We start from the raw sequence: 19,674 nt of genomic DNA on the forward strand, positions 1-19,674 counted from the left end.
GCGGAATTTCGGCTTGGTCAATGGGCGAAGAGATACGGCAGAGGTGTCGTAGATTTCTTTGTCGTTAGATCGCTGACCAAATGGTTAAAATCAATTTAAAGTTGAAAAAATTATATTGACGCACGCAAAAAGGGCGGATTGAATACTTCGTACGATATAGCAATCGATTTTATTGAGGTCATTGTGCATGGAAAAGCAAGGCATCAGACGCATTGTATTTTTTTCAACCGCCGCAAACGACTTGGAGCGCGAAGATCTGCTCGAATTGTTTGATATGGCATCCCGAAATTCGACGGCCAATTCGCTGACCGGACTATCAATGTACCACAGACGCAGCTTCTGCCACATTCGAGAGGGTGATCCAAATGAGATCACGAAATCCCTCGTGCGAATGGAGCAGTCGCACTGGCACTATAACCTTTCGATCGTCTCAGACACGATCGTCGAAAGGCGTAGGTTCCGGAAATGGTTTTTTGCCTTTGAGGGTGGTGGGAAATTTGGGGATCGCGGGCCGAACCAGATCCTGGAGATTCACAAAATCTTCGAAACTCCAGAACTCGATTACGCCTTTGAGGATTTGGCGTGTCGCAGTTTCGCACAAGCTTTCACGGACGATATTAAAACGCCGACTTAACCAGATCATTTGAGCCGCATGGCGGCCAGTGTGGACGCCAATGCCATAAGTGCCGCTGTGAATAGGCATAGTGGCAGGCCACCGATTTGGTAGCTAACCCCCGATAGAAGTGTCCCGATCAAGCGACCTGCCGCGTTCGACATGTAGTAAAACCCAACATCCATAGTAACGCGCTCTTCGCTGGTGAAGGCGAGGATCAAATAGCTGTGGACCGAGCTATTGACCGCAAAGACAAAGCCAAACAGCAAAAGGCCTGTGACCACAAAATACACCAACCCCGAGAAGTCCACCCAGACTGCTACAGATATTGCCAGCGGGATCAGCGTCAGCAAGCCAACCCAGGTGATCGCCGCAGTCACGATTTCAGGCGTTGTTTTGTGCTTGGCCTTCAAGATCGCCGGCGCCAAGCCTTGCACCAAACCATAGAGGATGATCCAGACCGCCATAAATGTGCCGATGGTAAAGAAGGCGGTGCGATTTCCGGCAACGGTTCCGTCCGACAGCACAGAATAGAAGTAAATTGGGATGCCCACCACGAACCACACGTCGCGCGCTCCAAACAGAAACATACGCGCCAGGCTTAGGCGGTTGATGTTGGGATCACTGGAAAAGACCTGACTGAACTTTGCCGATTTTTTGCCCTGCGGCAGGCCTGTTGGCATGAAAAGAAATGTCCCAACGAGAATAACGGCCAAGACAGCAGCCATGGCCCAAACAGCCGTCTGAAACCCAGCAACGGCCAAAAGACCCGCGCCCAAAAGGAACCCAAAGCCTTTCACTGCATTCTTAGATCCCGTCAGCACAGCGACCCATCGAAAGAGGCCTCCGCCTTCTTTGGGGGCAAGGACTTTGACCGCTGATTTCGCGGACATTTTAGACAGGTCTTTCGCCACGCCCGACAGCCCTTGAACACACATCACAAAAACAACCGAGAGCGCGATGCTCCAGGCGGGATCAAGTTGTGACAGCGCCACAAGCGCCATGACTTGAATACCAAGCCCTAAGTAGAGCGTCAGCGTCAGCCCAAATCTGGCGGCAATCCATCCGGCCGATAAATTGGTGACCATGCCCATGAATTCATAAAGAAGAAAAAGATAGGCCAATTGCACCGGAGAGAACCCCAGCGTGTGGAAGTGCAAGAGCACCAACATCCGCAAAGCACCGTCCGTGAGCATGAAGGCCCAATAGGCGGCGGTCACAGTGATATAGGCAGCGAGACCCGTATTCTGACTCATTTTACCCTCTCGCGACACGCATTCTTGCAAAGAATGCGACGTCGGAAATTTTCAAATTTCCGGCCCCTAGAGGCTTTCGGCGACCATTTTAGCGATGTCAGCCAGGCGGCAGACGTAACCCCATTCATTGTCATACCACGCATAGATCTTCACTTGGCGCTTGTTCACCACCATGGTCGACGGCGCATCCACGATGGTCGAACGGTCGTCATCGGTGAAATCACAGCTCACCAGCGGGCGGTGCTCAAACCCTAGAATACCTTGCAGAGCGCCTTTGCTCGCGGTCTCCATGGCCTCGTTAATCTCTTGGGCAGTGACATCTCTGGACACGTCAAACACGATATCTGTCAGCGATGCGTTCAGCAGAGGCACCCGGACCGCGTGGCCGTTGATGCGCCCGTCCAGCTCTGGATAGATCTGAATAATGGCTTTAGCTGAACCTGTGGTCGTCGGGATCAGCGAGTTCAGCGCAGACCGCGCACGACGCGGATCTTTGTGGGGCTTATCGACAATCGTCTGCGTATTCGTGACATCGTGGATCGTGGTGAATGACGCTTGCTCGATGCCGAAGTTTTCCAGCATCACCTTCACAACCGGCGCGATACAGTTTGTCGTGCAGCTTGCTGCGGTGACGATGCGCTGATCGTCATAGATCTCGTGATTGACGCCATAGACGATGTTCGCAGCCTCTTCGATTTTGACCGGTGCCGAGATGACTGTCTTTTTCACGCCGGCGTCGAAATAGGGCTGCAAGGCCTCTGACGTCTTGAATTTTCCAGAACATTCAACGACCAGATCAACGCCCTCAAGCGGCAGGTCGGCCGGGTCCTTTTCCCGGCAAAACGGGATCTTATGCCCTCGGATCGTGATGCTGCTGTCGTCGAAAGAAACATCACCCTGCCAGCGCCCGTGCACGGTGTCGAACTCAATCAGCAACGCATGGGTCGAGATGTCGCCAAAGGGATCATTGATAAAGGCGATCTGCGCACCGAGGCCCATGTCAAACAGCCGACGCAGCACCAGCTTGCCCATGCGCCCCAGACCATTGATTGCGATTTTTGTCATGACTTCAGACCTTTAGAAGAGATCAATTCGGAAACCAACCGCGCGTACGATTGGCAAAAGCAACAAGCGACAGCATGACGGGCACTTCGACCAGCACTCCGACGACCGTGGCCAAGGCCGCGCCGGAGCCAAGGCCAAAGAGGCTGATGGCGACGGCCACAGCAAGCTCAAAGAAGTTAGAGGTTCCGATCAACGCGCAGGGAGCGGCCACATTAAACGGCACCTTCCAAAGGCGCGCCGCGCCATAGGCCACGAAAAAGATCCCATAACTCTGGATCAGCAAAGGCACCGCGATCAACACGATCACCAGAGGGCGGTCCAGAATGACTTGCCCTTGAAAACCAAAGAGCAAAACAACCGTCATCAAAAGCCCAATGATCGACAGAGGTCGGCATTTGTCCTTGAAGACCGCGACAGCACCCTCTCCGCCCTGCCTCATCAAGCGGTTGCGTGTGATCAACCCCACGACCAAAGGCAATGCCACATAGAGCACAACCGAAAGAATAAGCGTCTCCCACGGCACCGTAATGTCACTTACCCCCAACAGGAACGCGACAATCGGTGCGAAAGCAAAGACCATGACAACGTCATTCACGCTGACTTGCACCAGCGTATAGGTCTCATCCCCGCGGGTGAGGTTTGACCAGACAAAGACCATCGCCGTGCAAGGCGCTGCACCCAAAATGATAACGCCAGCAATATATTGCTGCGCATCCTGCGGATCGATGAGCCCTGCGAAAACCACTTCAAAGAACAGCACGCCCAAAGCCGCCATGGTGAACGGCTTGATGAGCCAGTTGACCACCAGAGTGATGACCAATCCTTTCGGCCGCTCTCCAATCTGGCGCAGCGCTCCGAAATCCACGCCCACCATCATAGGATAGACCATCGCCCAGATCAAAATCGCGACCGGCAGGTTCACCGAGGCCACTTCAAGCCCGGCCAGGACTTCGAACAAACCGGGAAAGAGGCTGCCCATCGCCAAGCCCGCAACAATGGCCAAAGCCACCCAAAGGGACAAAAGCCGTTCAAAGGTCCCAAGACCCGCAGCTGCTTGATCTGAAACAGTCGTATTAGTCATCTAGATCCGCCGTTATTCCACCAATTGCATCCATCTGCCGTTTCAGAGCCAATTGGTCTAAAGAGTCAATCGGCAGATTGGCAAAGCCCGAAATACGGCTGCGCAATTGCGCATAGGTTTTATTGAAGATCACCGCCGTATGAGCCTCGTTGCCTTCAAAGGCTGCCGGATCGTGAACACCCCAATGGGCGGTCACGGGCTGGCCGGGCCAAGTCGGACAGGGCTCGCCCGCTGCTTTGTCACAGACGGTGATGACGAAATCCATCTTGGGCGCGTCCTTGGTCGAAAAGACATCCCAGCTTTTGGGCTTGAAAGCGCCCACGTCAAAATTGTTTCTTGCAAGCAACGCCAATGTATTGGGATTAGCATGAGGCGCCGGAGAAGAGCCCGCTGAAAAGGCCCGAAATCGCCCCTTCCCTTCACGCTGCAGGATCGCCTCGGCCATCAATGAGCGGGCGGAATTGGCGTGGCACAGGAACAGGACATTATAGGTCTTTTGGGCACTCGCTCTTTGCGCATCGCACCCATTCGTCAGGCTGTCGATCACCGGCGCACATTGCTCGACTTGCCCGCCGCAACAATCCTGCAACAGAAAACCCAAGAGACCCTTTAAACCTTCCATATCAGCGACATAGCGCACCGTTCGGCCTTGACGGTGATTGGCAATCAAACCCGCGCGCAAGAGAACAGACAGGTTCGTAGACATCGTGTTTTGACGCACATCTACCGCCCTTGCGATGTCCCCAGCCAACATTCCCTCGTCTCCCGCCTGCACAAGCAGGCGAAACGCATCCAGACGGGCGGACTGGCTTAGGGCCGCGAATGCAGCAATCGCTTCGGTCTTATCCATACATCAGGAATTATTGATATGACCCGAGTCGATCTGCACAGTTCGATGAAAGTTTTGTAAAAGTTTTACGTCACCCAAAGACGTTCAGAGGCCGATCCTCGAGCATCGCCTCCATGGAAAACAACCCAGTGACCGTATCCAGCTCGATCCCCGTGGTGATCCGCCGATAGACCGCATCATAGCCCGACATGCCGCGTGTCACGACCTTGAGCATATAATCCCAGTCTCCACCGATACGATGCAATTCCTGAACCTCGGGGATCCGCGCCACATGTTTGCGGAATCCCTCTGCCCACTCGACCGAATGGTTTCTCGTACGGACCATGACAAAGACCGTCAGATCCAGCCCCAGCTGCGATGCGTTCAAGCGCGTCCGGGCGCCCTGTATGAAACCTGCCTCATCCAGACGTTTTAACCGTCGCCATAGCGCATTCTGAGACAACCCAACCCGGTCAGCGATATCGCGCTGCGACAAAGCAGCGTCCACCTGGATCACATTCAGTATGCGGCGATCAATTTCGTCTGTTTTTTCCATTTTCTCTATCAAGTGACACAAGATCATCGTCATGTCTAGTTATTTTGATAACTTTTATTGATCTTTTTTCAATTAACTTTTGCTCAGACACGAAAACCTTCGATCACATGAGCGACAAAATGAAAATTCTTGAAAGATTTGAACACGAGCTCCGGTCCGGACAGGACCCCATCAAAGCCATCGCAGCAGGCGAGATCGGCAAAGGCCTCGAAATCGACACACCCATGGGGCGCAAACCGCTGATCTATGCGGATTACGTCGCCTCAGGTCGCGCCCTGCGGCAGGTTGAAGAGTTTGTGATGGCCGAGGTCCTGCCCTTCTACGCCAACTCTCACACAGAACAGAGCCACTGCGGCGCGACCATGACCCGCATGCGCGAAGAGGCCCGCGCCATGGTCGCCACGAAATGCCACGCGAACCCGACCGATCATGCTGTGATCTTTGGCGGCTCCGGCGCGACAACGGGCCTGAACCAGCTCGTGCACCTATTCGATGTAAAAAACACGCCTTCCGTCATCTTGGTCGGCCCCTACGAGCACCACTCTAACCTCCTGCCATGGCGCGAGAGCAGTGCGCCTGTCATCGAGATCAAAGAATCCCACGGAGGCGGCGTAGACATCTCCCACCTTAGGGCCACGCTGCGGAGCATTCCCAAGGAGTCGCAAATCATCGGGGCCTTTTCCGCCGCCTCCAATGTCACTGGCGTTTGCACCAACCCAGCGCCCGTCAGCCGCGCCATCAAGGAATTTGGCGGCAAAGTGGTCTGGGATTATGCGGGCGGAGGCCCCTATCTGCCGATCTCGATGTCGCCTGGTGGCGTTGACATCGACGCGATTGTCTGTAGCCCCCACAAGTTCATCGGCGGACCGGGGGCTTCTGGCGTTCTGATCATTCGGCGCGACGCTGTGATGACCCAAGCGCCCTCTCGTCCAGGCGGTGGCACCGTCGTTTTTGTGAACGAAACCACGCATGACTATGTCGCGCGCCTTGAGCAGCGCGAAGAAGGGGGCACGCCGAATGTCATTGGCGACATCCGTGCAGCCCTCGCGATGATTGTGAAGGACGTGATCGGAGAGGGCAATATTGCCAAACGCAACCTGGAATTGAGCTCGCGGGCTTTCGACGCATGGTCAAACCACCCAAATCTGCGCCTTTTGGCACCGGACCACACATCACGACTGCCGATCTTTTCCTTCGTCCCGCTGGACAACGATGGGCAGCGGATCGACTACAAAGACTTCACCCGCGCGCTGTCCGATCACTACGGGATTCAGGCGCGAGGTGGGTGTTCTTGCGCAGGACCCTACGTCCATCAATTGCTCGATATCGACGATGAAACCTCTGCCAACTTGCGCGCAGATCTTCTGGCCGGAGATTACACCGGCAAACCTGGCTTTGTGCGGTTGAACCTAAGCTATCTGATGGATGAGGCGACGGTGCTCTACATTTTGGCGGCAATTCCCGCGCTGATTTCCGCCTACAACGCCAAAACGCCTGTTGCGGCTGCGTAAAACTCTGTTAATAACTTGGGATAAAGCGGGACATGTGGTTCCGCTTTACCCCTTATCACCCTGAATTATATACAAGAATAGAGTTATCCACTTGTGGATTAATTCTTGACTATTCTTGCGAAACTATACGACCGTTTAATTTCCCTATCATACCCTACAGTCACACCAGAGTCCGTGCTCCCCCCTGTATAAGTCTGTGGAGAAATTTAAATCCGCCGACAACACGAGCCTCAGATACCGGACATAAGCTATTGTTAAATAACCAGAAAACTAATTTGACTTAGGCCGAATACTCTGTGAACAAACTCCACTCCCTCACGCTAAACCCACACCCAAAATTCGTTTGATAGTTTCACTCGGAACCCTAAAATGTTCGATATTTGATATTCCCTAAGGATAAAATTCGAGTACACCGCCAAAATATTTGCGCTTTTCTATATTTTTACACTGTAAAGGTGACGCCAAAACTCGCCCTTAGGCGTTCGAAAACCCGTCCATTCGCCCACGGGGACACCGAAAATAACCGCCAAAACCTGTCTAGGACCCCAACGATTTCTGGGCACGCCAAGCCTTGCCCTCGAAGGTTTTGCACAAGTCTCGTTCACCCAAGCACATATCCCCCCATTGGCAGCCCTGACGCCCCGCCCTACCTTTTGGCGGGAAAGGAGAGTGCTCATGTCACTTAGACCTACTTTAGAAACCCGTCAGGCCGTCCCCACGATGGAAGGCGCTGGTGTGCATTTGCATCGCGCCTTCGGCTTTCAGGATCCATCCGAACTGGACCCTTTCCTGCTGTTTGACGATTTCCGCAACGACCGTCCCCAAGATTTCATGCGCGGCTTCCCCTGGCACCCGCATAGGGGGATTGAGACAATCACCTACGTCCTATCTGGCACCGTCGATCACGCGGACAGTTTGGGCAATACGGGCAGCCTCGGCGCGGGCGACATCCAATGGATGACCGCGGGCTCTGGCATCCTCCATCAGGAAATGCCGCAGGGCAACGCGCAGGGTCAGATGCATGGCTTTCAGCTTTGGGCCAACCTGCCCTCTGACCTGAAAATGACCGCGCCGCGCTATCAGGACGTCGAAGCCAAAGAGATCCCCGAGATCTTTGAGGACGACGGCACACGGGTGAAAGTTGTTGTCGGCTCTTTCTGGGGCAAAACCGGTCCCGTTGATGGCATTGCCGCTGATCCGCAGTATCTGGACATTTACGTCCCACCCGGCGCGAAGAAAACCTTCCCCGTCGACACCTATCGCCGTGCCTTTGCCTATGTCTTTGAGGGCGCTGGCGTGTTTTCCGATGCAAGTGCGCCCACGGGCGTGCTGCTTGAAAAGGAAGTCGCAGGCGAAGAGGTCAATATTCGCGATATGTCGGGCAACCGTACGTTGATCCGTTTTGGTACAGGCGATGAAGTCACGGTTCAGGCCGGCGAAGAAGGCATCCGCTTTCTGCTGATTTCCGGCGCACCGATCCAAGAACCCGTCGCATGGCACGGTCCTATTGTGATGAACACGCAGGAAGAGCTGCAAAAGGCCTTCTCAGAACTGCGCAATGGGACGTTCATCAAGCCTGCGCACTAGACAAAGCGGCTCGGGGATCTTCCTCGGGCCACCCTACCCCGCCAAGCCGACCGAATTGCGCACCATGCCCCAATACAGGTCCTGAACCTCGGTGAAACTCAGGCGTCCGTCTTCGCGGAACCACGTATTAAGGCCTGTCAGCATGGCGATGATGCCCATGGCCGCGACTTTTGTGTCAGCGATGGCAAAATCGCCCTCGGCCACGCCCGCCTGCAGGATCTCTTGCAAAGCGCCTTCATACCGTCGACGCAAAACCTCGACCGTCTCGAAATTCTCAGGCGTGAGGTTGCGTAGCTCCATATAGGCAATAAAGACCGCATCGGGCCGCTCTTTGTGAAACCGGATGTGAAAGCGGGTGAATTGCTCAAGCCGCGCAGCAGCCGCTCCGCGCGCGCCCTCTTGCCCCCAAGCGGCCAGCAACTCTTCCAAATGCGAGGTCATCAGCCCCACCAGCAAAGTCTGCTTATCCGGCGTATAATTATAGAGCGCCCCCACCTGTACCCCGACCTCCGTCGCGATCTGGCGCATGGAGACCGCCGCATAGCCGTGACGCGCAAACAGCCTTTGTGCGGCCTCTTGGATTTTAGGCCCTGTGATCTTGGCATGAGAACCAGAAGTACGCGCCAAAAGAGGCTCCTATCAGGAATTGAACAATCGTTCTTATTTCTACCGAGCCACAGCCGGGCTGTCAAAAGCCTCTAGCTGATTGCAGCGGCCAAAGGAACAGGGTACAGGGGGCACGAATTAAACGTCGACAGGAGCCAATCATGACCACCCCTTTGCGCCTTGGAATTGCAGGGCTTGGCACGGTTGGCGTCGGTGTCGTCAAGATCATCCGTCAAAAGGCGAACTTGTTGGCGCAGCGCACGGGGCGTCCGGTGGTGATCACGGCGGTCTCTGCACGATCCAAAGACAAAGATCGCGGCGTGAATCTAGAGCAATATGCTTGGGAAACAGATCCCGTGGCTTTGGCGCAGCGGGATGACGTGGATGTTTTTGTCGAACTGATGGGCGGCGACAACGGCCCTGCGAAAGCCTCGATCGAGGCTGCGATTGCGGCGGGCAAAGACGTTGTAACGGCAAACAAAGCGCTGCTCGCACATCACGGTCAGGCCATTGCGGCAGCAGCTGAGGAAAAAGGCTGCGTCGTCCGCTATGAGGCGGCGGTTGCGGGCGGCATTCCTGTGATCAAAGCCCTCACCGAGGGGCTTGCAGGCAATGATATCACCCGCGTCATGGGCGTGATGAACGGCACCTGCAACTATATCCTGACACGGATGCAGGACGCGGGCCTGCCCTATGACGAGGTCTTCGCCGAGGCCGACGCACTTGGATATCTGGAAGCCGATCCAAATCTGGACGTGGGCGGCATTGATGCCGGTCACAAGCTGGCTTTGCTGGCCTCTATCGCCTTCGGCACTCAGGTCAGCTTTGACAAGATGGAGCTTGAGGGCATCCAGCGCATTTCCATCGAAGACATCAAGCTCGCCGCCGATATGGGCTTTAAAATCAAACTCCTAGGCGTCGCGCAACTGACGGGCCGTGGCCTAGAGCAACGCATGACCCCCTGCCTTGTTCCCGAAGAAAGCCCCTTGGGGCAGCTCAAAGGTGGCACCAATATGGTGGTCATCGAAGGCGATGCGGTTGAGCAAGTCGTGCTCCGCGGGCCCGGCGCAGGCGAAGGCCCGACTGCTAGTGCCGTTGTCGGCGACATCTGCGATGTGGCTCGCGGGTTCCGTTATCCGACCTTTGGCATCCCAGCAAACGAACTGGCCGAGCCAACTCCGGCGACCTCTAATTCCCCGGCGCCCTACTATCTGCGCATGGACATCCTGGATCGCCCGGGCGCTCTGGCCAAGATCGCAAGCGCTCTGGGCGAATGCGGCGTTTCCATTGATCGCGTGCGTCAGCGTCAACACGAAGGCAGCGACCGCGCACCGGTTTTGATCGTGACCCACAAGACCCAAGGTTCTGCAGTCCACGATGCCATTGCCCTCATGCGGCAAACCAATGTGCTCGAAAGCGAGCCGGTTGCCCTGCGTATTGAGACCGTTTGATTTAAACCCTTCCTTGTCTCGCGATTGATACACCCTTAAACCAGAGCCAAGACCCTAAACGAGGACGCCTTATGAGCACCCAGCCTGAATTCCACGATCGTATGCTTTCCCTGGGCCTGGCCCGTGTCGCAGAACAAGCCGCTCTGGCCTCAGCATCCCTTATCGGACGCGGCGACGAAAAAGCCGCTGACCAAGCTGCTGTGAACGCGATGCGCGAACAGCTGAACCTTCTGGACATCGCAGGCGTCGTTGTGATCGGCGAAGGCGAGCGTGACGAAGCCCCAATGCTGTATATTGGCGAAGAAGTGGGCACCGGCAACGGCCCGGGCGTTGACATCGCACTGGACCCACTTGAAGGCACCACGCTGACCGCCAAAGACATGCCCAACGCGCTGACTGTGATCGCGATGGGTCCGCGCGGCTCTATGCTGCACGCGCCTGACGTTTACATGGATAAGCTGGCCATCGGCCCGGGCTATCCTGAAGGCATCGTCACGCTGGACATGTCGCCGGCGACCCGCGTGTCTGCGCTGGCCACTGCGAAAGGCTGCCTGCCCAAAGACATCACTGTCTGTATCCTCGAGCGTCCACGCCATGAGGCGATGATCGAAGAAGTTCGCGCAACCGGTGCTTCAATCCGCCTGATCACTGATGGCGACGTGGCTGGTGTTATGCACTGCGCCGAATCTGAAACCACCGGCATCGACATGTATATGGGCGAAGGCGGCGCGCCAGAGGGCGTTCTGGCCGCGGCGGCTCTGAAATGCATGGGCGGTCAAATCTATGGTCGCCTCTTGTTCCGCAACGACGACGAGCGCGGCCGCGCGCACAAAGCGGGCATTGCGGATCTGGACCGCGTCTATGCACGTGACGATATGGTCACTGCAGACGTGATCTTTGCCGCAACCGGCGTGACCGGTGGTTCCCTCCTGCCTGCGATCAAACGCACACCGGGCTGGCTGGAGACCACAACACTTCTGATGCGTTCCAAATCTGGTTCTGTGCGTCGCATGACATACCGCTCGCCGACCGAGTAAGCATGACGACGGCGCTGGTTCTGATCGACATTCAGATGGGGTTCAAATCCCCCATCTGGGGCGCGCGCAACAATCCTGAGGCCGAAGACAACGCGGCCAAGCTACTAGAGGCTTGGCGCTCGAAAGCTATGGCCGTCTGTCACGTGCGCCATGTCAGTGTCGAGCCCGGCAGCCCTCTGGGTCCAGAAACGGGCGGAACCGAGTTTATTCCGCAGGTGACGCCCAAAGGCAGAGAGCCTGTCTTTGAGAAATCTGTGAACTCGGCCTTCATTGGCACCGACCTTGAAGCGCATCTGCGCGCAGAAGGCGTGACGGATCTTGTGATCTGTGGCCTAACAACACCGCATTGTGTTTCGACAACTTCGCGTATGGCCGCGAACCTTGGTTTCAACGTCACCCTCGCCCATGACGCCTGCGCCGCTTTTGAGGCGAACGCAAACGCGAACTGGTCTGATGACGCGTCTGAGCCGACACCCCAACAAATCCACGACTCCGCAGTATCCCACCTGCACGGAGAATTCGTCACTGCGCGATCCACATCAGACATTCTGGCGGATCCCACATGACTGCTTTCCTGGGCGTCGAAAGTTCGCTAACAGGCCGCCGCTGGGTTGGCCCTAGCATCGACATCGACCGCGCGGCAGAAGCCTTGGAGCAATCCACCACCCTCCCACGCGCCGTCTGCCAGTTGCTCGCGCGCCGGGGGATCGGGGCGCAAGAGGCCGAGAGCTTCCTTGCCCCAGCGCTCAGAGACCTGCTCCCAGATCCACGCGGCCTTAAAGATATGGAAAAGGCCGCCACGCGGTTCCTGAAAGCGGCCAAGTCCGGCGAAAAGATCGCGATCTTTGCCGACTACGACGTGGACGGCGGCAGCTCGGCGGCGCTTTTGCTGACATGGCTGCGCGCCATGAACCGCGACGCGACGCTTTATGTGCCCGACCGTATCGACGAAGGCTATGGCCCCAACGAAGAGGCCATGGCACAACTTGCCAGCCAGCACGATCTGATCGTCTGCGTGGACTGCGGCACGCTCAGCCACGACCCAATCGCCGCCGCCACAGCCGCCGATGTCGTGGTTCTGGATCACCACTTGGGCGGCGAGACCCTGCCCGACTGCCACGCCGTCGTGAACCCAAACCGCCAAGACGAAACCGGAGACCTCGCCCACCTTTGCGCCGCAGCCGTCGTGTTCCTGATGCTGGTCGAAGTGAACCGCCAGTTGCGCGAAGACGGCACGCAAGGTCCAGACCTCATGGCCATGCTCGACCTCGTCGCTCTGGCCACGGTCGCCGACGTCGCGCCTCTGATTGGTGTGAACCGGGCCCTCGTGCGCCAAGGTCTCAAAGTCATGGCCCGACGAGACCGCCCCGGCATCGTCGCGCTCTCAGATATCAGCCGCATGGACACAGCCCCAAATAGCTACCACCTCGGCTTCCTGCTTGGCCCGCGCGTCAATGCTGGCGGGCGTATTGGCAAGGCGGACCTTGGCGCACGACTTTTATCCACGCCTGACATGCACGAAGCCAAAGCCATGGCAGAACGGCTCGATCAGCTGAATACCGAACGGCGTGACATCGAAGCCTCTGTCCGCGCCGCAGCCATGGCGCAAGCCGAAGAGCGTGGCCTCGACGCCCCGCTTGTCTGGGCAGCGGGTGAAAACTGGCACCCCGGCGTGGTCGGCATCGTCGCAAGTCGCCTGAAAGAAGCCACCAACCGCCCCGCCATCGTCATTGGGTTCGATGAAGACGGCATCGGCAAAGGCTCTGGCAGATCCGTCAGCGGCATCGACCTTGGGGCATCTATTCAGCGGCTTGCTTCCGAAGGGCTCTTGGTCAAAGGCGGTGGCCACAAGATGGCAGCAGGCCTTACGGTCGAGCGTGACAAACTCGAACCCGCCATGGAACGCCTGTCAGAATTGCTCGCCCAGCAGGGTGCCGACCGCATTGGCCCCTCAGACCTCAAACTCGACGGCATGCTCATGCCAGGAGCCGCCTCCATCGATCTGGTGAATCAGCTCGAAACCGCAGGCCCGTTTGGCGCCTCTGCTCCCGCCCCGCGCTTTGCCTTTCCCGATGTGGAAATCCGGTTTGCCAAACGCATCGGCGACAGCCACCTCAAGGTGACCTTCGGCGACGGGCTCAATGCCCGCCTCGAAGCCATCTGTTTCGGAGCCTTCGACACCGACCTAGGCCCTGCGCTTGAAAACCACAAAGGGGCGCGGTTCCACCTTGCAGGACGCTTGGACATCAACACCTGGGGCGGCCGCCAAACCGTGCAGCTCCGCCTCGAAGACGCAGCGCCTGCGGGCTAGGTCAGAGCCTCCGGCGGGGATATTTAACGCAAGAGAAAAGGCCACTTTCGCTTGCCGCAAATATCCCGGGGTGAGGTCGCTGGGCGCAGCTCAGGGACCGAGGGGCAGCGCCCCTTTCCGCGCGAGATGATTTTTCCGACATTCGCCGCAACTTTCCGCTTGCGCGACCCAATGCCTTTGCATAAATACCGCCTACGCTTCGGCACGGCCCGTTCGTCTATCGGTTAGGACGCCAGGTTTTCAACCTGGAAAGAGGGGTTCGATTCCCCTACGGGCTGCCAGTCGAAGCAAAGTCGCATCGTTTCAACCTTGCGCATGGCCCGTTCGTCTATCGGTTAGGACGCCAGGTTTTCAACCTGGAAAGAGGGGTTCGATTCCCCTACGGGCTGCCATTTCACCTACTTCAGCGGTTGCACAATGAACTGGCGTCCCAGCCGTCCTGCGCCAATTTCCATCTCGCCTATCCAAATCGACTTCAGACTCGACGGTGCGATCCGAAATTCGCCCGCGGCCACTTTCTCCAGTGTGGCTTGATCCACCTGCGTGAGATACTGATCATAGAAATACACCCCGTCATTCTCGCCATAGAGCGCCACATCTGCGCCGCCCTCAAATTGGGGAATAAAACTGACGATCTGGCGCCCCTCACCCATCTCGCCAAGGATCAGCACACAGGGTCCTACCCCACAGCTCTCGACCAAACGCTCCAGCGGTATCCGACGCAGACCGGCCAGCGCGCTAGGTGTCAGCGATGCGCCTTCTGGATAGAGGATCGCTTTCTCTAAAGCCTCAGTAGCCATAGACAGGCGCGTTGGACCGGATTCAGACCGGTTGAATTCCCATTTGCTGTCATTCTCTGCGCGCAGCAGAACATCCCCAAGACCCGGATACGCCGTCTCATCCAAAGCCTTCAAACGTTCCAAAGCGCGCTGCCCTGCCCGGCCCCATTCGTTGACGATTTCCCATGCGGGAAGGTTCTCGACCGTCGAAACACCTGTCACCAAACGTTTTACCTGAGAATTTGCCGAAATCCGGCTCGCATCAAGCACAGGGGACAACCAAAGGGCCGCCACAAGCAGAACCGCCAAGGCATGATAGACATTCGCCTGCCTGATCCGCGCCATCCAGTCGCTGCGCAACAGAGCGAACCCATAGAGCACCCCATAAGCCAGCACAAAAACCGCCGCGATAAAGGCCGCGAGTCGCACAGGGGTCCAGCCATAGTCCGCAACCCGGATCACCACAGCCCAAACCGCCAAAACGCCCAATATCGGCAACATCCCCGCGAAGGCCTTGGTCGCCAAACGCATGATCCGAGAGCCCACGGCCTCTTCGTCTGTGCTATCTACCGCGGCGGCGATCAGGGACGCCCCGGCAATGGCGACGGCCATCAGGGTACCGGCCGCCGAGAACTCTCCAAACAGGCCCGACAATCCGCGGAACGGCAACGCAAGAATGAACACTCCGACCACCAGAACCAAGGGTGGCATCAAAAGCCGCAACAGGCGCAGCAAAAGATAGGGCGAGACATAGGCACGCAGTTCATTTGCAACTGCCAATGCAAGGCCAAGAACCAAGCCTGTAAGGGCAAAGGGCACGACGTCTTCTTCGACCAGATCCCAGATAAGTGTTATGCCAACGATCTCAAGCAACGCATGGGACAAAAAAAGTGCGGCCCAGAACAAGCCGACAAAGACCCAGGCCGCCAAATAGCGCACAACGATGCCCCAAGCCGTATCAAACAGATAGGCATAGTCAAACACGCGACCCCGCATCACCGCCGCGCCAAAGGGTGCCCCTATAAAGATCAAGACACAGAACGCAGCGGGGTCAAAACCGATCTCAAAGACATCGTCGACCTCCGTCACCCGCAAGCTGGCCCAATAAAACAAGGCCGCCGCACTCAGGCCCAACACAGCCGCCACACTCAGCGCTTCGCGGGGTTTTAACGGCCCAACGAGGCCCAGAAGCGGTGTAAAAAAGCCAAAAATGACGCTGCCCATCCAGAGCAAAAGCCACTGATTTTCAATGCTTTTGGGCAAGACATCCATCAGCACCCAAATCGAGAGCCCCGCCAAGGCACCGACACAGGCCATGCCGATCCGCGTCAGGTTTTCGTTCGAGATCTCAGACATAACAACGCCCTTTTCACACAGCACTAGTGTGAAACCTGCCTTAAGGCCGCGTGCCGTGCAAGCAGGGCAAACCAGAGGGGGTCAGGCGTCGCCGGCCTCGTGGCGCATCTCTTCGTAGGTCTGGGACACAATTGCCTGCACCTTGTCGGCCAGATCACGTGCGTCGTCCTCTGTCAGACCAACGGTCGAAATCGGCGTCCCGAAACGTACATGGATCGTGCCCGGACGCGCCCGCACTGTGGGAAAGGGCATCGCCTTGTGGCCACCATAATATGTCACTGGCACGATGGGCACCTGCGCGCGTATGGCGACAATGCAGGCGCCGCGTTTGAAATGGCCAACACCGTCAATACCCACCAGATGACCTTCTCCGCCCCAGGCCATGCGCTCGCCACCTTGAACCTTGCCAACAATGCGCTCGATCAACTCATCTGTGCCATTGCGGTTCCCGCGCGGCACCATCTCGATCTGGGCCTTGCGTGCAAGCCTGCGTCCAAAGGGCAAGAATGCATAAAGATCGGCGGCGGCGACCCTGTCGACGTAGTCCCACATAATCATCCCAAAAGCGGCCACATCCGCAAAGGAGCTCTCGTTGTAACAGACAATAGCCCCGGTGCCTTCGGGCGGAGGTGTTCCGTCGATCTTCACTTCGATCCGGCAACGCCGCAGGAAACGGCGAAAATGGGCGCCGACCAGAGCGCAAGCGCTGTCGCGTGTTTGCGTCGTAAACGCGGCCCAAGTGGTGATGAACGGCGCGCCCATCAGCCATAAAGCTGACGCGATGCCACCACGGATCGTTTGCACAATCGCTTTCATCTAGATCCCCCTGAGTTCCGGCACAGCGCGCCGCAGTGCCCCAGCGTAAACCAGAGCGCTAGCGAGGGGGTATATTCAGAAGTCGGTCGGTGCGCCACCCTCTTCTTTGCGTTTGGCCACAAAGGCCGCGAGCTCTTCGCGGATGGCCTCCTCCATCGGAGGCGCTTCGAACTCGTTAATGATTTGCTTGTAAAGCGTATGGGCGCGTTCCGCCGTCCAGATGCCGCCCTTGGCCTCCCAGCCTTCAAAATTGGTCCAGTCTGACACGAAGGGCTGGTAGAAGGCAGTCGTATAACGGTCTTGAGTGTGCTGCACGCCAAAGAAATGCCCGTCCCCACCCACTTCGCGGATCGCGTCCAGCGCGATGTCATCCGGGGTCGTCGCCGTCACGGCGGGTTCCATATAGCGCTGGATCATCTGCAGGATTTCGCAATCCATAATGAATTTCTCGGGGCTTGCAATCAGGCCGCCCTCAAGCCAGCCCGCCGCGTGATAGACCATATTGGTGCCCGACTGGACTGCGGCCCACAGAGAGTTCGAGGTCTCCCACATGGCCTGCCCATCCGGCACATTGGCCGCGCAAACGCCAGAAGACCGCATTGGCAGCTTGTAATACCGCGCCATCTGCCCTGTCATCTGGGTAGAGCGCATGTATTCCGGTGTGCCAAAGGCCGGTGCACCGGTTTTCATGTCCACGTTGCTGGTGAAAGTGCCAATCGCGCAGGGCACGCCCGGGTTGATGTATTGCGCCAAGGCGATCGCACAGAGGCCCTCTGCTAGGGATTGCGCCACAGCGCCCGCCATAGTCACCGGGGCCATCGCGCCTGCCAAAGTGAACGGCGTCACAACCAGCGCCTGCCCGCGTTTCGCCAGCCTGATCCAGCCATCCATCATCGGCTCGTCATGCTTCAGCGGCGAGGTCGAATTGATGTTGGTGTAGATATGCGCCTTTTTCTCAAAGTCCTCGTGGCTGAGCCCGCCAGCGATGCGCACCATCTCCATACAATCCTCGACCCGTTCTTTGCCGAGGCTATAGGTATGCGCGACTTTGTCCGTGAGTGTCAGCTTGTCATAAAGCGCGTCCAGATGGCGAATGCTGGCATGCACGTCCTGAGGCTCAACCGGATAGCCTCCAGCAAAGTGGATACAGTTAAAGTACTGTGTCAGCTTGAAAAAATTCGCGCACATCTCGCGTGTGCCGGGGATTTTGCGCCCCAATTCCAAATCCCAATAGTTCGGCGGAGAGCTTACGTTCCCAAAGAGAATATGCTTGCCACCGATGGTGATTTCACGTTCGGGATTGCGTGGCGTGATGGTGAATTGCTCAGGCGCTTTGCCGATCATCTCCATGACAAACTCGCGGTCCATCCGCACGTTGTCACCTTCGACGATACAGCCCGCTTCCTTGAAGATCTCTTTTGCGCCCGCGTGGTAGAATTCGATCCCGATGTCCTCAAGGATCGTCATCGCGCCTTCGTGGATGGCTTGAACGCCGTCTTCATCCAATGGCTCGGTCGGGCGATCCGTGTTGACCGGAATGCGCCATGGCATCTGGTCAATGACGCCGATTTTCTCGCGTTGCGCTGCTTTTCCCGCCGCGCCGCCGCCACGGCGAGTTCTGCGTCCTTGTCGAGCCATTCTGCGATCCTCCTGTGATGCTCTCAAGCAAACACGCTCTGAAATCGCAAAGAACGCCAAATTGCGACCTATTCTGTCGCAAAAATTTCTGTGGTGCGGGTTTAGTGACCCAGCCAGCCGGGAATATCGCCGATATTGTCCAAGACAACATTGGCATAGGGCGCGAGGGTTTCAGTCCCTGCCATGCCCGTCAAAACGCCGATTGTCGGCATACCCGCCGCGCGTCCGGCGATCAGATCGTGGGTACTGTCGCCGACCATCGCCACCCGCTCGGGCGCAATATCGACGTGGCGTGCAAAGGCTAACAGAGGGTCTGGGTCGGGCTTGGCTCCGTGGCCGCTGTCCGAGCCCAAAACAAGATCGAAAAGCTCGTAGACACCCGTGTGGGTTAAATGCGAACGCGCGCCCATCTCGGTGTCATTCGTCATGACGCCCAGCTTCAAGCCCTTGGCGCGAAGAGCTTTCAGAAACGGCGCAAGATCAACGGCCTGTGCCAAAGGCGCGGTGGCCGCCGCATGCGCGATATAGTGATCAACGGCATCCACATCTGATCCCGGTACTTGCGCAGAAATTAGTTCTGCAATCTCGCGATTGGTGCCTGCAATCGCCGGGCTCGTTGGCAGAAACGTCTGGGTTCTCAGATCAAACTCAATCGCATTGGCGATCGCATCCGCGCGCGCGGCATCTCCGTCGGCAAAGTGTTGAACGATCCCCGCACACCACACATTCCAGGTTTTTGAGAAATCAAAGAGCGTGCCGTCCTTGTCAAACAGCAAAGCGTCAATCTGCATCGGATCTGCCCCAATCAATCGCATTCGTGAGGGTTTTTAGAGCGAAATTTCCCTTAAGTCCAATGCACTTGCTCGCTGCCCGGCATGGCGTGGCGCGCTAGCATCGGATCCTCGTATTTAGCGCCGATCTCATCGCAAAACGCCATAACCCAAGCGTCATCCATCATGATGAAATCCAAGACCGACGCCAGAAAAGCGGGGTCTGACGCCTGCGCCTTTAGATCGTCTACGGCGGCTCCGGATGATCCCAAAAACACCGGCATAAGCTCTTCATTTGACGCCAACCAGCCAAGCGCTTTCAGGCCGAATGTTTCCGCAGCTTCAGGAGAAAAGGACATTTTGATTAACTTTCGCAACGCTTTCTTAACCACTGCGATACACAGTTGGGCCA

The 19,674-nt window shown here is 57.1% G+C and carries 18 protein-coding genes and 2 tRNA genes; 9 read left to right on the forward strand and 11 right to left on the reverse strand.

Going from position 1 to position 19,674, the window contains the following annotated elements; all coding sequences use genetic code 11:
- Positions 1-187: 187 nt before the first annotated feature.
- Positions 188-634, forward strand: coding sequence for a BLUF domain-containing protein (locus tag HZ995_RS00975; protein WP_209356840.1), 447 nt, complete (start codon positions 188-190; stop codon positions 632-634).
- Between the two features lie 5 nt (positions 635-639).
- Here HZ995_RS00975 and arsJ read toward each other — a convergent pair whose 3' ends face one another.
- The 5 genes from arsJ to HZ995_RS01000 form a co-directional block, all read right to left on the reverse strand.
- On the reverse strand, positions 640-1,869 hold the full coding sequence (gene arsJ / locus HZ995_RS00980) for an organoarsenical effux MFS transporter ArsJ (RefSeq protein ID WP_209356841.1): 1,230 nt from the start codon (positions 1,867-1,869) through the stop codon (positions 640-642).
- 66 nt (positions 1,870-1,935) lie between these two features.
- On the reverse strand, positions 1,936-2,934 hold the full coding sequence (locus tag HZ995_RS00985; RefSeq protein ID WP_209356842.1) for an ArsJ-associated glyceraldehyde-3-phosphate dehydrogenase: 999 nt from the start codon (positions 2,932-2,934) through the stop codon (positions 1,936-1,938).
- 22 nt (positions 2,935-2,956) lie between these two features.
- Positions 2,957-4,015 (reverse strand): ACR3 family arsenite efflux transporter, encoded by a 1,059-nt coding sequence (gene arsB, locus HZ995_RS00990; RefSeq protein ID WP_209356843.1) that lies wholly within the window; start codon positions 4,013-4,015, stop codon positions 2,957-2,959.
- A complete protein-coding gene (locus HZ995_RS00995; protein WP_209356844.1) occupies positions 4,008-4,865 on the reverse strand; it encodes a helix-turn-helix domain-containing protein in 858 nt (285 codons plus the stop codon). The genes arsB and HZ995_RS00995 overlap by 8 nt, the downstream gene beginning before the upstream one ends.
- Positions 4,866-4,935: 70 nt before the next feature.
- The gene (locus HZ995_RS01000; protein WP_209356845.1) at positions 4,936-5,400 is read right to left on the reverse strand and encodes an Lrp/AsnC family transcriptional regulator; all 465 of its coding nucleotides are present in this window, start codon (positions 5,398-5,400) and stop codon (positions 4,936-4,938) included.
- A gap of 119 nt (positions 5,401-5,519) precedes the next feature.
- Between HZ995_RS01000 and HZ995_RS01005 the strand changes: the two genes are divergently transcribed.
- Both HZ995_RS01005 and HZ995_RS01010 read left to right on the forward strand, forming a co-directional pair.
- Positions 5,520-6,911: an aminotransferase class V-fold PLP-dependent enzyme gene (locus tag HZ995_RS01005; RefSeq protein ID WP_245168699.1), complete on the forward strand. Its 1,392-nt coding sequence runs from the start codon at positions 5,520-5,522 to the stop codon at positions 6,909-6,911.
- A gap of 675 nt (positions 6,912-7,586) precedes the next feature.
- Complete coding sequence (locus HZ995_RS01010) at positions 7,587-8,498, forward strand: pirin family protein (protein ID WP_209356846.1); 912 nt, start codon at positions 7,587-7,589, stop codon at positions 8,496-8,498.
- Positions 8,499-8,531: 33 nt separating this feature from the next.
- Here HZ995_RS01010 and HZ995_RS01015 read toward each other — a convergent pair whose 3' ends face one another.
- Complete coding sequence (locus tag HZ995_RS01015; RefSeq protein ID WP_209356847.1) at positions 8,532-9,125, reverse strand: TetR/AcrR family transcriptional regulator; 594 nt, start codon at positions 9,123-9,125, stop codon at positions 8,532-8,534.
- Positions 9,126-9,265: 140 nt separating this feature from the next.
- Between HZ995_RS01015 and HZ995_RS01020 the strand changes: the two genes are divergently transcribed.
- From HZ995_RS01020 to HZ995_RS01045, 6 genes are all read left to right on the forward strand, one after another.
- Entirely contained in the window at positions 9,266-10,555 is a 1,290-nt protein-coding gene (locus HZ995_RS01020) for a homoserine dehydrogenase (protein WP_209356848.1), read from the forward strand.
- 71 nt (positions 10,556-10,626) lie between these two features.
- A complete protein-coding gene (gene glpX, locus HZ995_RS01025) occupies positions 10,627-11,592 on the forward strand; it encodes a class II fructose-bisphosphatase (protein WP_209356849.1) in 966 nt (321 codons plus the stop codon).
- A 2-nt stretch (positions 11,593-11,594) separates the two neighbouring features.
- The gene (locus HZ995_RS01030) at positions 11,595-12,158 is read left to right on the forward strand and encodes a cysteine hydrolase family protein (protein ID WP_209356850.1); all 564 of its coding nucleotides are present in this window, start codon (positions 11,595-11,597) and stop codon (positions 12,156-12,158) included.
- Positions 12,155-13,903 carry a single-stranded-DNA-specific exonuclease RecJ gene (gene recJ / locus HZ995_RS01035; RefSeq protein ID WP_209356851.1) on the forward strand — a complete coding sequence of 583 codons (1,749 nt, stop codon included), beginning with the start codon at positions 12,155-12,157 and terminating at the stop codon, positions 13,901-13,903. The genes HZ995_RS01030 and recJ overlap by 4 nt, the downstream gene beginning before the upstream one ends.
- A gap of 206 nt (positions 13,904-14,109) precedes the next feature.
- A tRNA-Glu gene (locus HZ995_RS01040) sits at positions 14,110-14,184 on the forward strand.
- A gap of 36 nt (positions 14,185-14,220) precedes the next feature.
- Positions 14,221-14,295: transfer RNA gene (locus HZ995_RS01045), tRNA-Glu, on the forward strand.
- 6 nt (positions 14,296-14,301) lie between these two features.
- Here the strand turns inward: HZ995_RS01045 and HZ995_RS01050 are convergent.
- The 5 genes from HZ995_RS01050 to HZ995_RS01070 all read right to left on the reverse strand — a co-directional run bounded on the left by HZ995_RS01050 (position 14,302) and on the right by HZ995_RS01070 (position 19,621).
- On the reverse strand, positions 14,302-16,038 hold the full coding sequence (locus HZ995_RS01050; RefSeq protein ID WP_209356852.1) for a DUF4153 domain-containing protein: 1,737 nt from the start codon (positions 16,036-16,038) through the stop codon (positions 14,302-14,304).
- Between the two features lie 81 nt (positions 16,039-16,119).
- Entirely contained in the window at positions 16,120-16,854 is a 735-nt protein-coding gene (locus tag HZ995_RS01055; protein WP_209356853.1) for a lysophospholipid acyltransferase family protein, read from the reverse strand.
- 75 nt (positions 16,855-16,929) lie between these two features.
- Complete coding sequence (locus tag HZ995_RS01060; protein ID WP_209356854.1) at positions 16,930-18,492, reverse strand: trimethylamine methyltransferase family protein; 1,563 nt, start codon at positions 18,490-18,492, stop codon at positions 16,930-16,932.
- 101 nt (positions 18,493-18,593) lie between these two features.
- The gene (locus tag HZ995_RS01065; protein ID WP_209356855.1) at positions 18,594-19,283 is read right to left on the reverse strand and encodes an HAD family hydrolase; all 690 of its coding nucleotides are present in this window, start codon (positions 19,281-19,283) and stop codon (positions 18,594-18,596) included.
- A gap of 53 nt (positions 19,284-19,336) precedes the next feature.
- Positions 19,337-19,621 (reverse strand): DUF3572 domain-containing protein, encoded by a 285-nt coding sequence (locus HZ995_RS01070; RefSeq protein WP_209356856.1) that lies wholly within the window; start codon positions 19,619-19,621, stop codon positions 19,337-19,339.
- Positions 19,622-19,674 lie beyond the last annotated feature (53 nt).

Origin of the sequence: Cognatishimia activa (genome assembly GCF_017798205.1) — a bacterium.
GTDB classification, from domain to species: domain Bacteria; phylum Pseudomonadota; class Alphaproteobacteria; order Rhodobacterales; family Rhodobacteraceae; genus Cognatishimia; species Cognatishimia activa_A.

Bases quoted from the DNA above. Each gene is read 5' to 3' on its own strand.
- HZ995_RS00975 (WP_209356840.1), top strand. From the start codon at position 188: ATGGAAAAGCAAGGCATCAGACGCATTGTATTTTTTTCAACCGCCGCA.
- arsJ (WP_209356841.1), bottom strand. From the start codon at position 1,869: ATGAGTCAGAATACGGGTCTCGCTGCCTATATCACTGTGACCGCCGCC.
- HZ995_RS00985 (WP_209356842.1), bottom strand. From the start codon at position 2,934: ATGACAAAAATCGCAATCAATGGTCTGGGGCGCATGGGCAAGCTGGTG.
- arsB (WP_209356843.1), bottom strand. From the start codon at position 4,015: ATGACTAATACGACTGTTTCAGATCAAGCAGCTGCGGGTCTTGGGACC.
- HZ995_RS00995 (WP_209356844.1), bottom strand. From the start codon at position 4,865: ATGGATAAGACCGAAGCGATTGCTGCATTCGCGGCCCTAAGCCAGTCC.
- HZ995_RS01000 (WP_209356845.1), bottom strand. From the start codon at position 5,400: ATGGAAAAAACAGACGAAATTGATCGCCGCATACTGAATGTGATCCAG.
- HZ995_RS01005 (WP_245168699.1), top strand. From the start codon at position 5,520: ATGAAAATTCTTGAAAGATTTGAACACGAGCTCCGGTCCGGACAGGAC.
- HZ995_RS01010 (WP_209356846.1), top strand. From the start codon at position 7,587: ATGTCACTTAGACCTACTTTAGAAACCCGTCAGGCCGTCCCCACGATG.
- HZ995_RS01020 (WP_209356848.1), top strand. From the start codon at position 9,266: ATGACCACCCCTTTGCGCCTTGGAATTGCAGGGCTTGGCACGGTTGGC.
- glpX (WP_209356849.1), top strand. From the start codon at position 10,627: ATGAGCACCCAGCCTGAATTCCACGATCGTATGCTTTCCCTGGGCCTG.
- HZ995_RS01030 (WP_209356850.1), top strand. From the start codon at position 11,595: ATGACGACGGCGCTGGTTCTGATCGACATTCAGATGGGGTTCAAATCC.
- recJ (WP_209356851.1), top strand. From the start codon at position 12,155: ATGACTGCTTTCCTGGGCGTCGAAAGTTCGCTAACAGGCCGCCGCTGG.
- HZ995_RS01050 (WP_209356852.1), bottom strand. From the start codon at position 16,038: ATGTCTGAGATCTCGAACGAAAACCTGACGCGGATCGGCATGGCCTGT.
- HZ995_RS01055 (WP_209356853.1), bottom strand. From the start codon at position 16,854: ATGAAAGCGATTGTGCAAACGATCCGTGGTGGCATCGCGTCAGCTTTA.
- HZ995_RS01060 (WP_209356854.1), bottom strand. From the start codon at position 18,492: ATGGCTCGACAAGGACGCAGAACTCGCCGTGGCGGCGGCGCGGCGGGA.
- HZ995_RS01065 (WP_209356855.1), bottom strand. From the start codon at position 19,283: ATGCAGATTGACGCTTTGCTGTTTGACAAGGACGGCACGCTCTTTGAT.
- HZ995_RS01070 (WP_209356856.1), bottom strand. From the start codon at position 19,621: ATGTCCTTTTCTCCTGAAGCTGCGGAAACATTCGGCCTGAAAGCGCTT.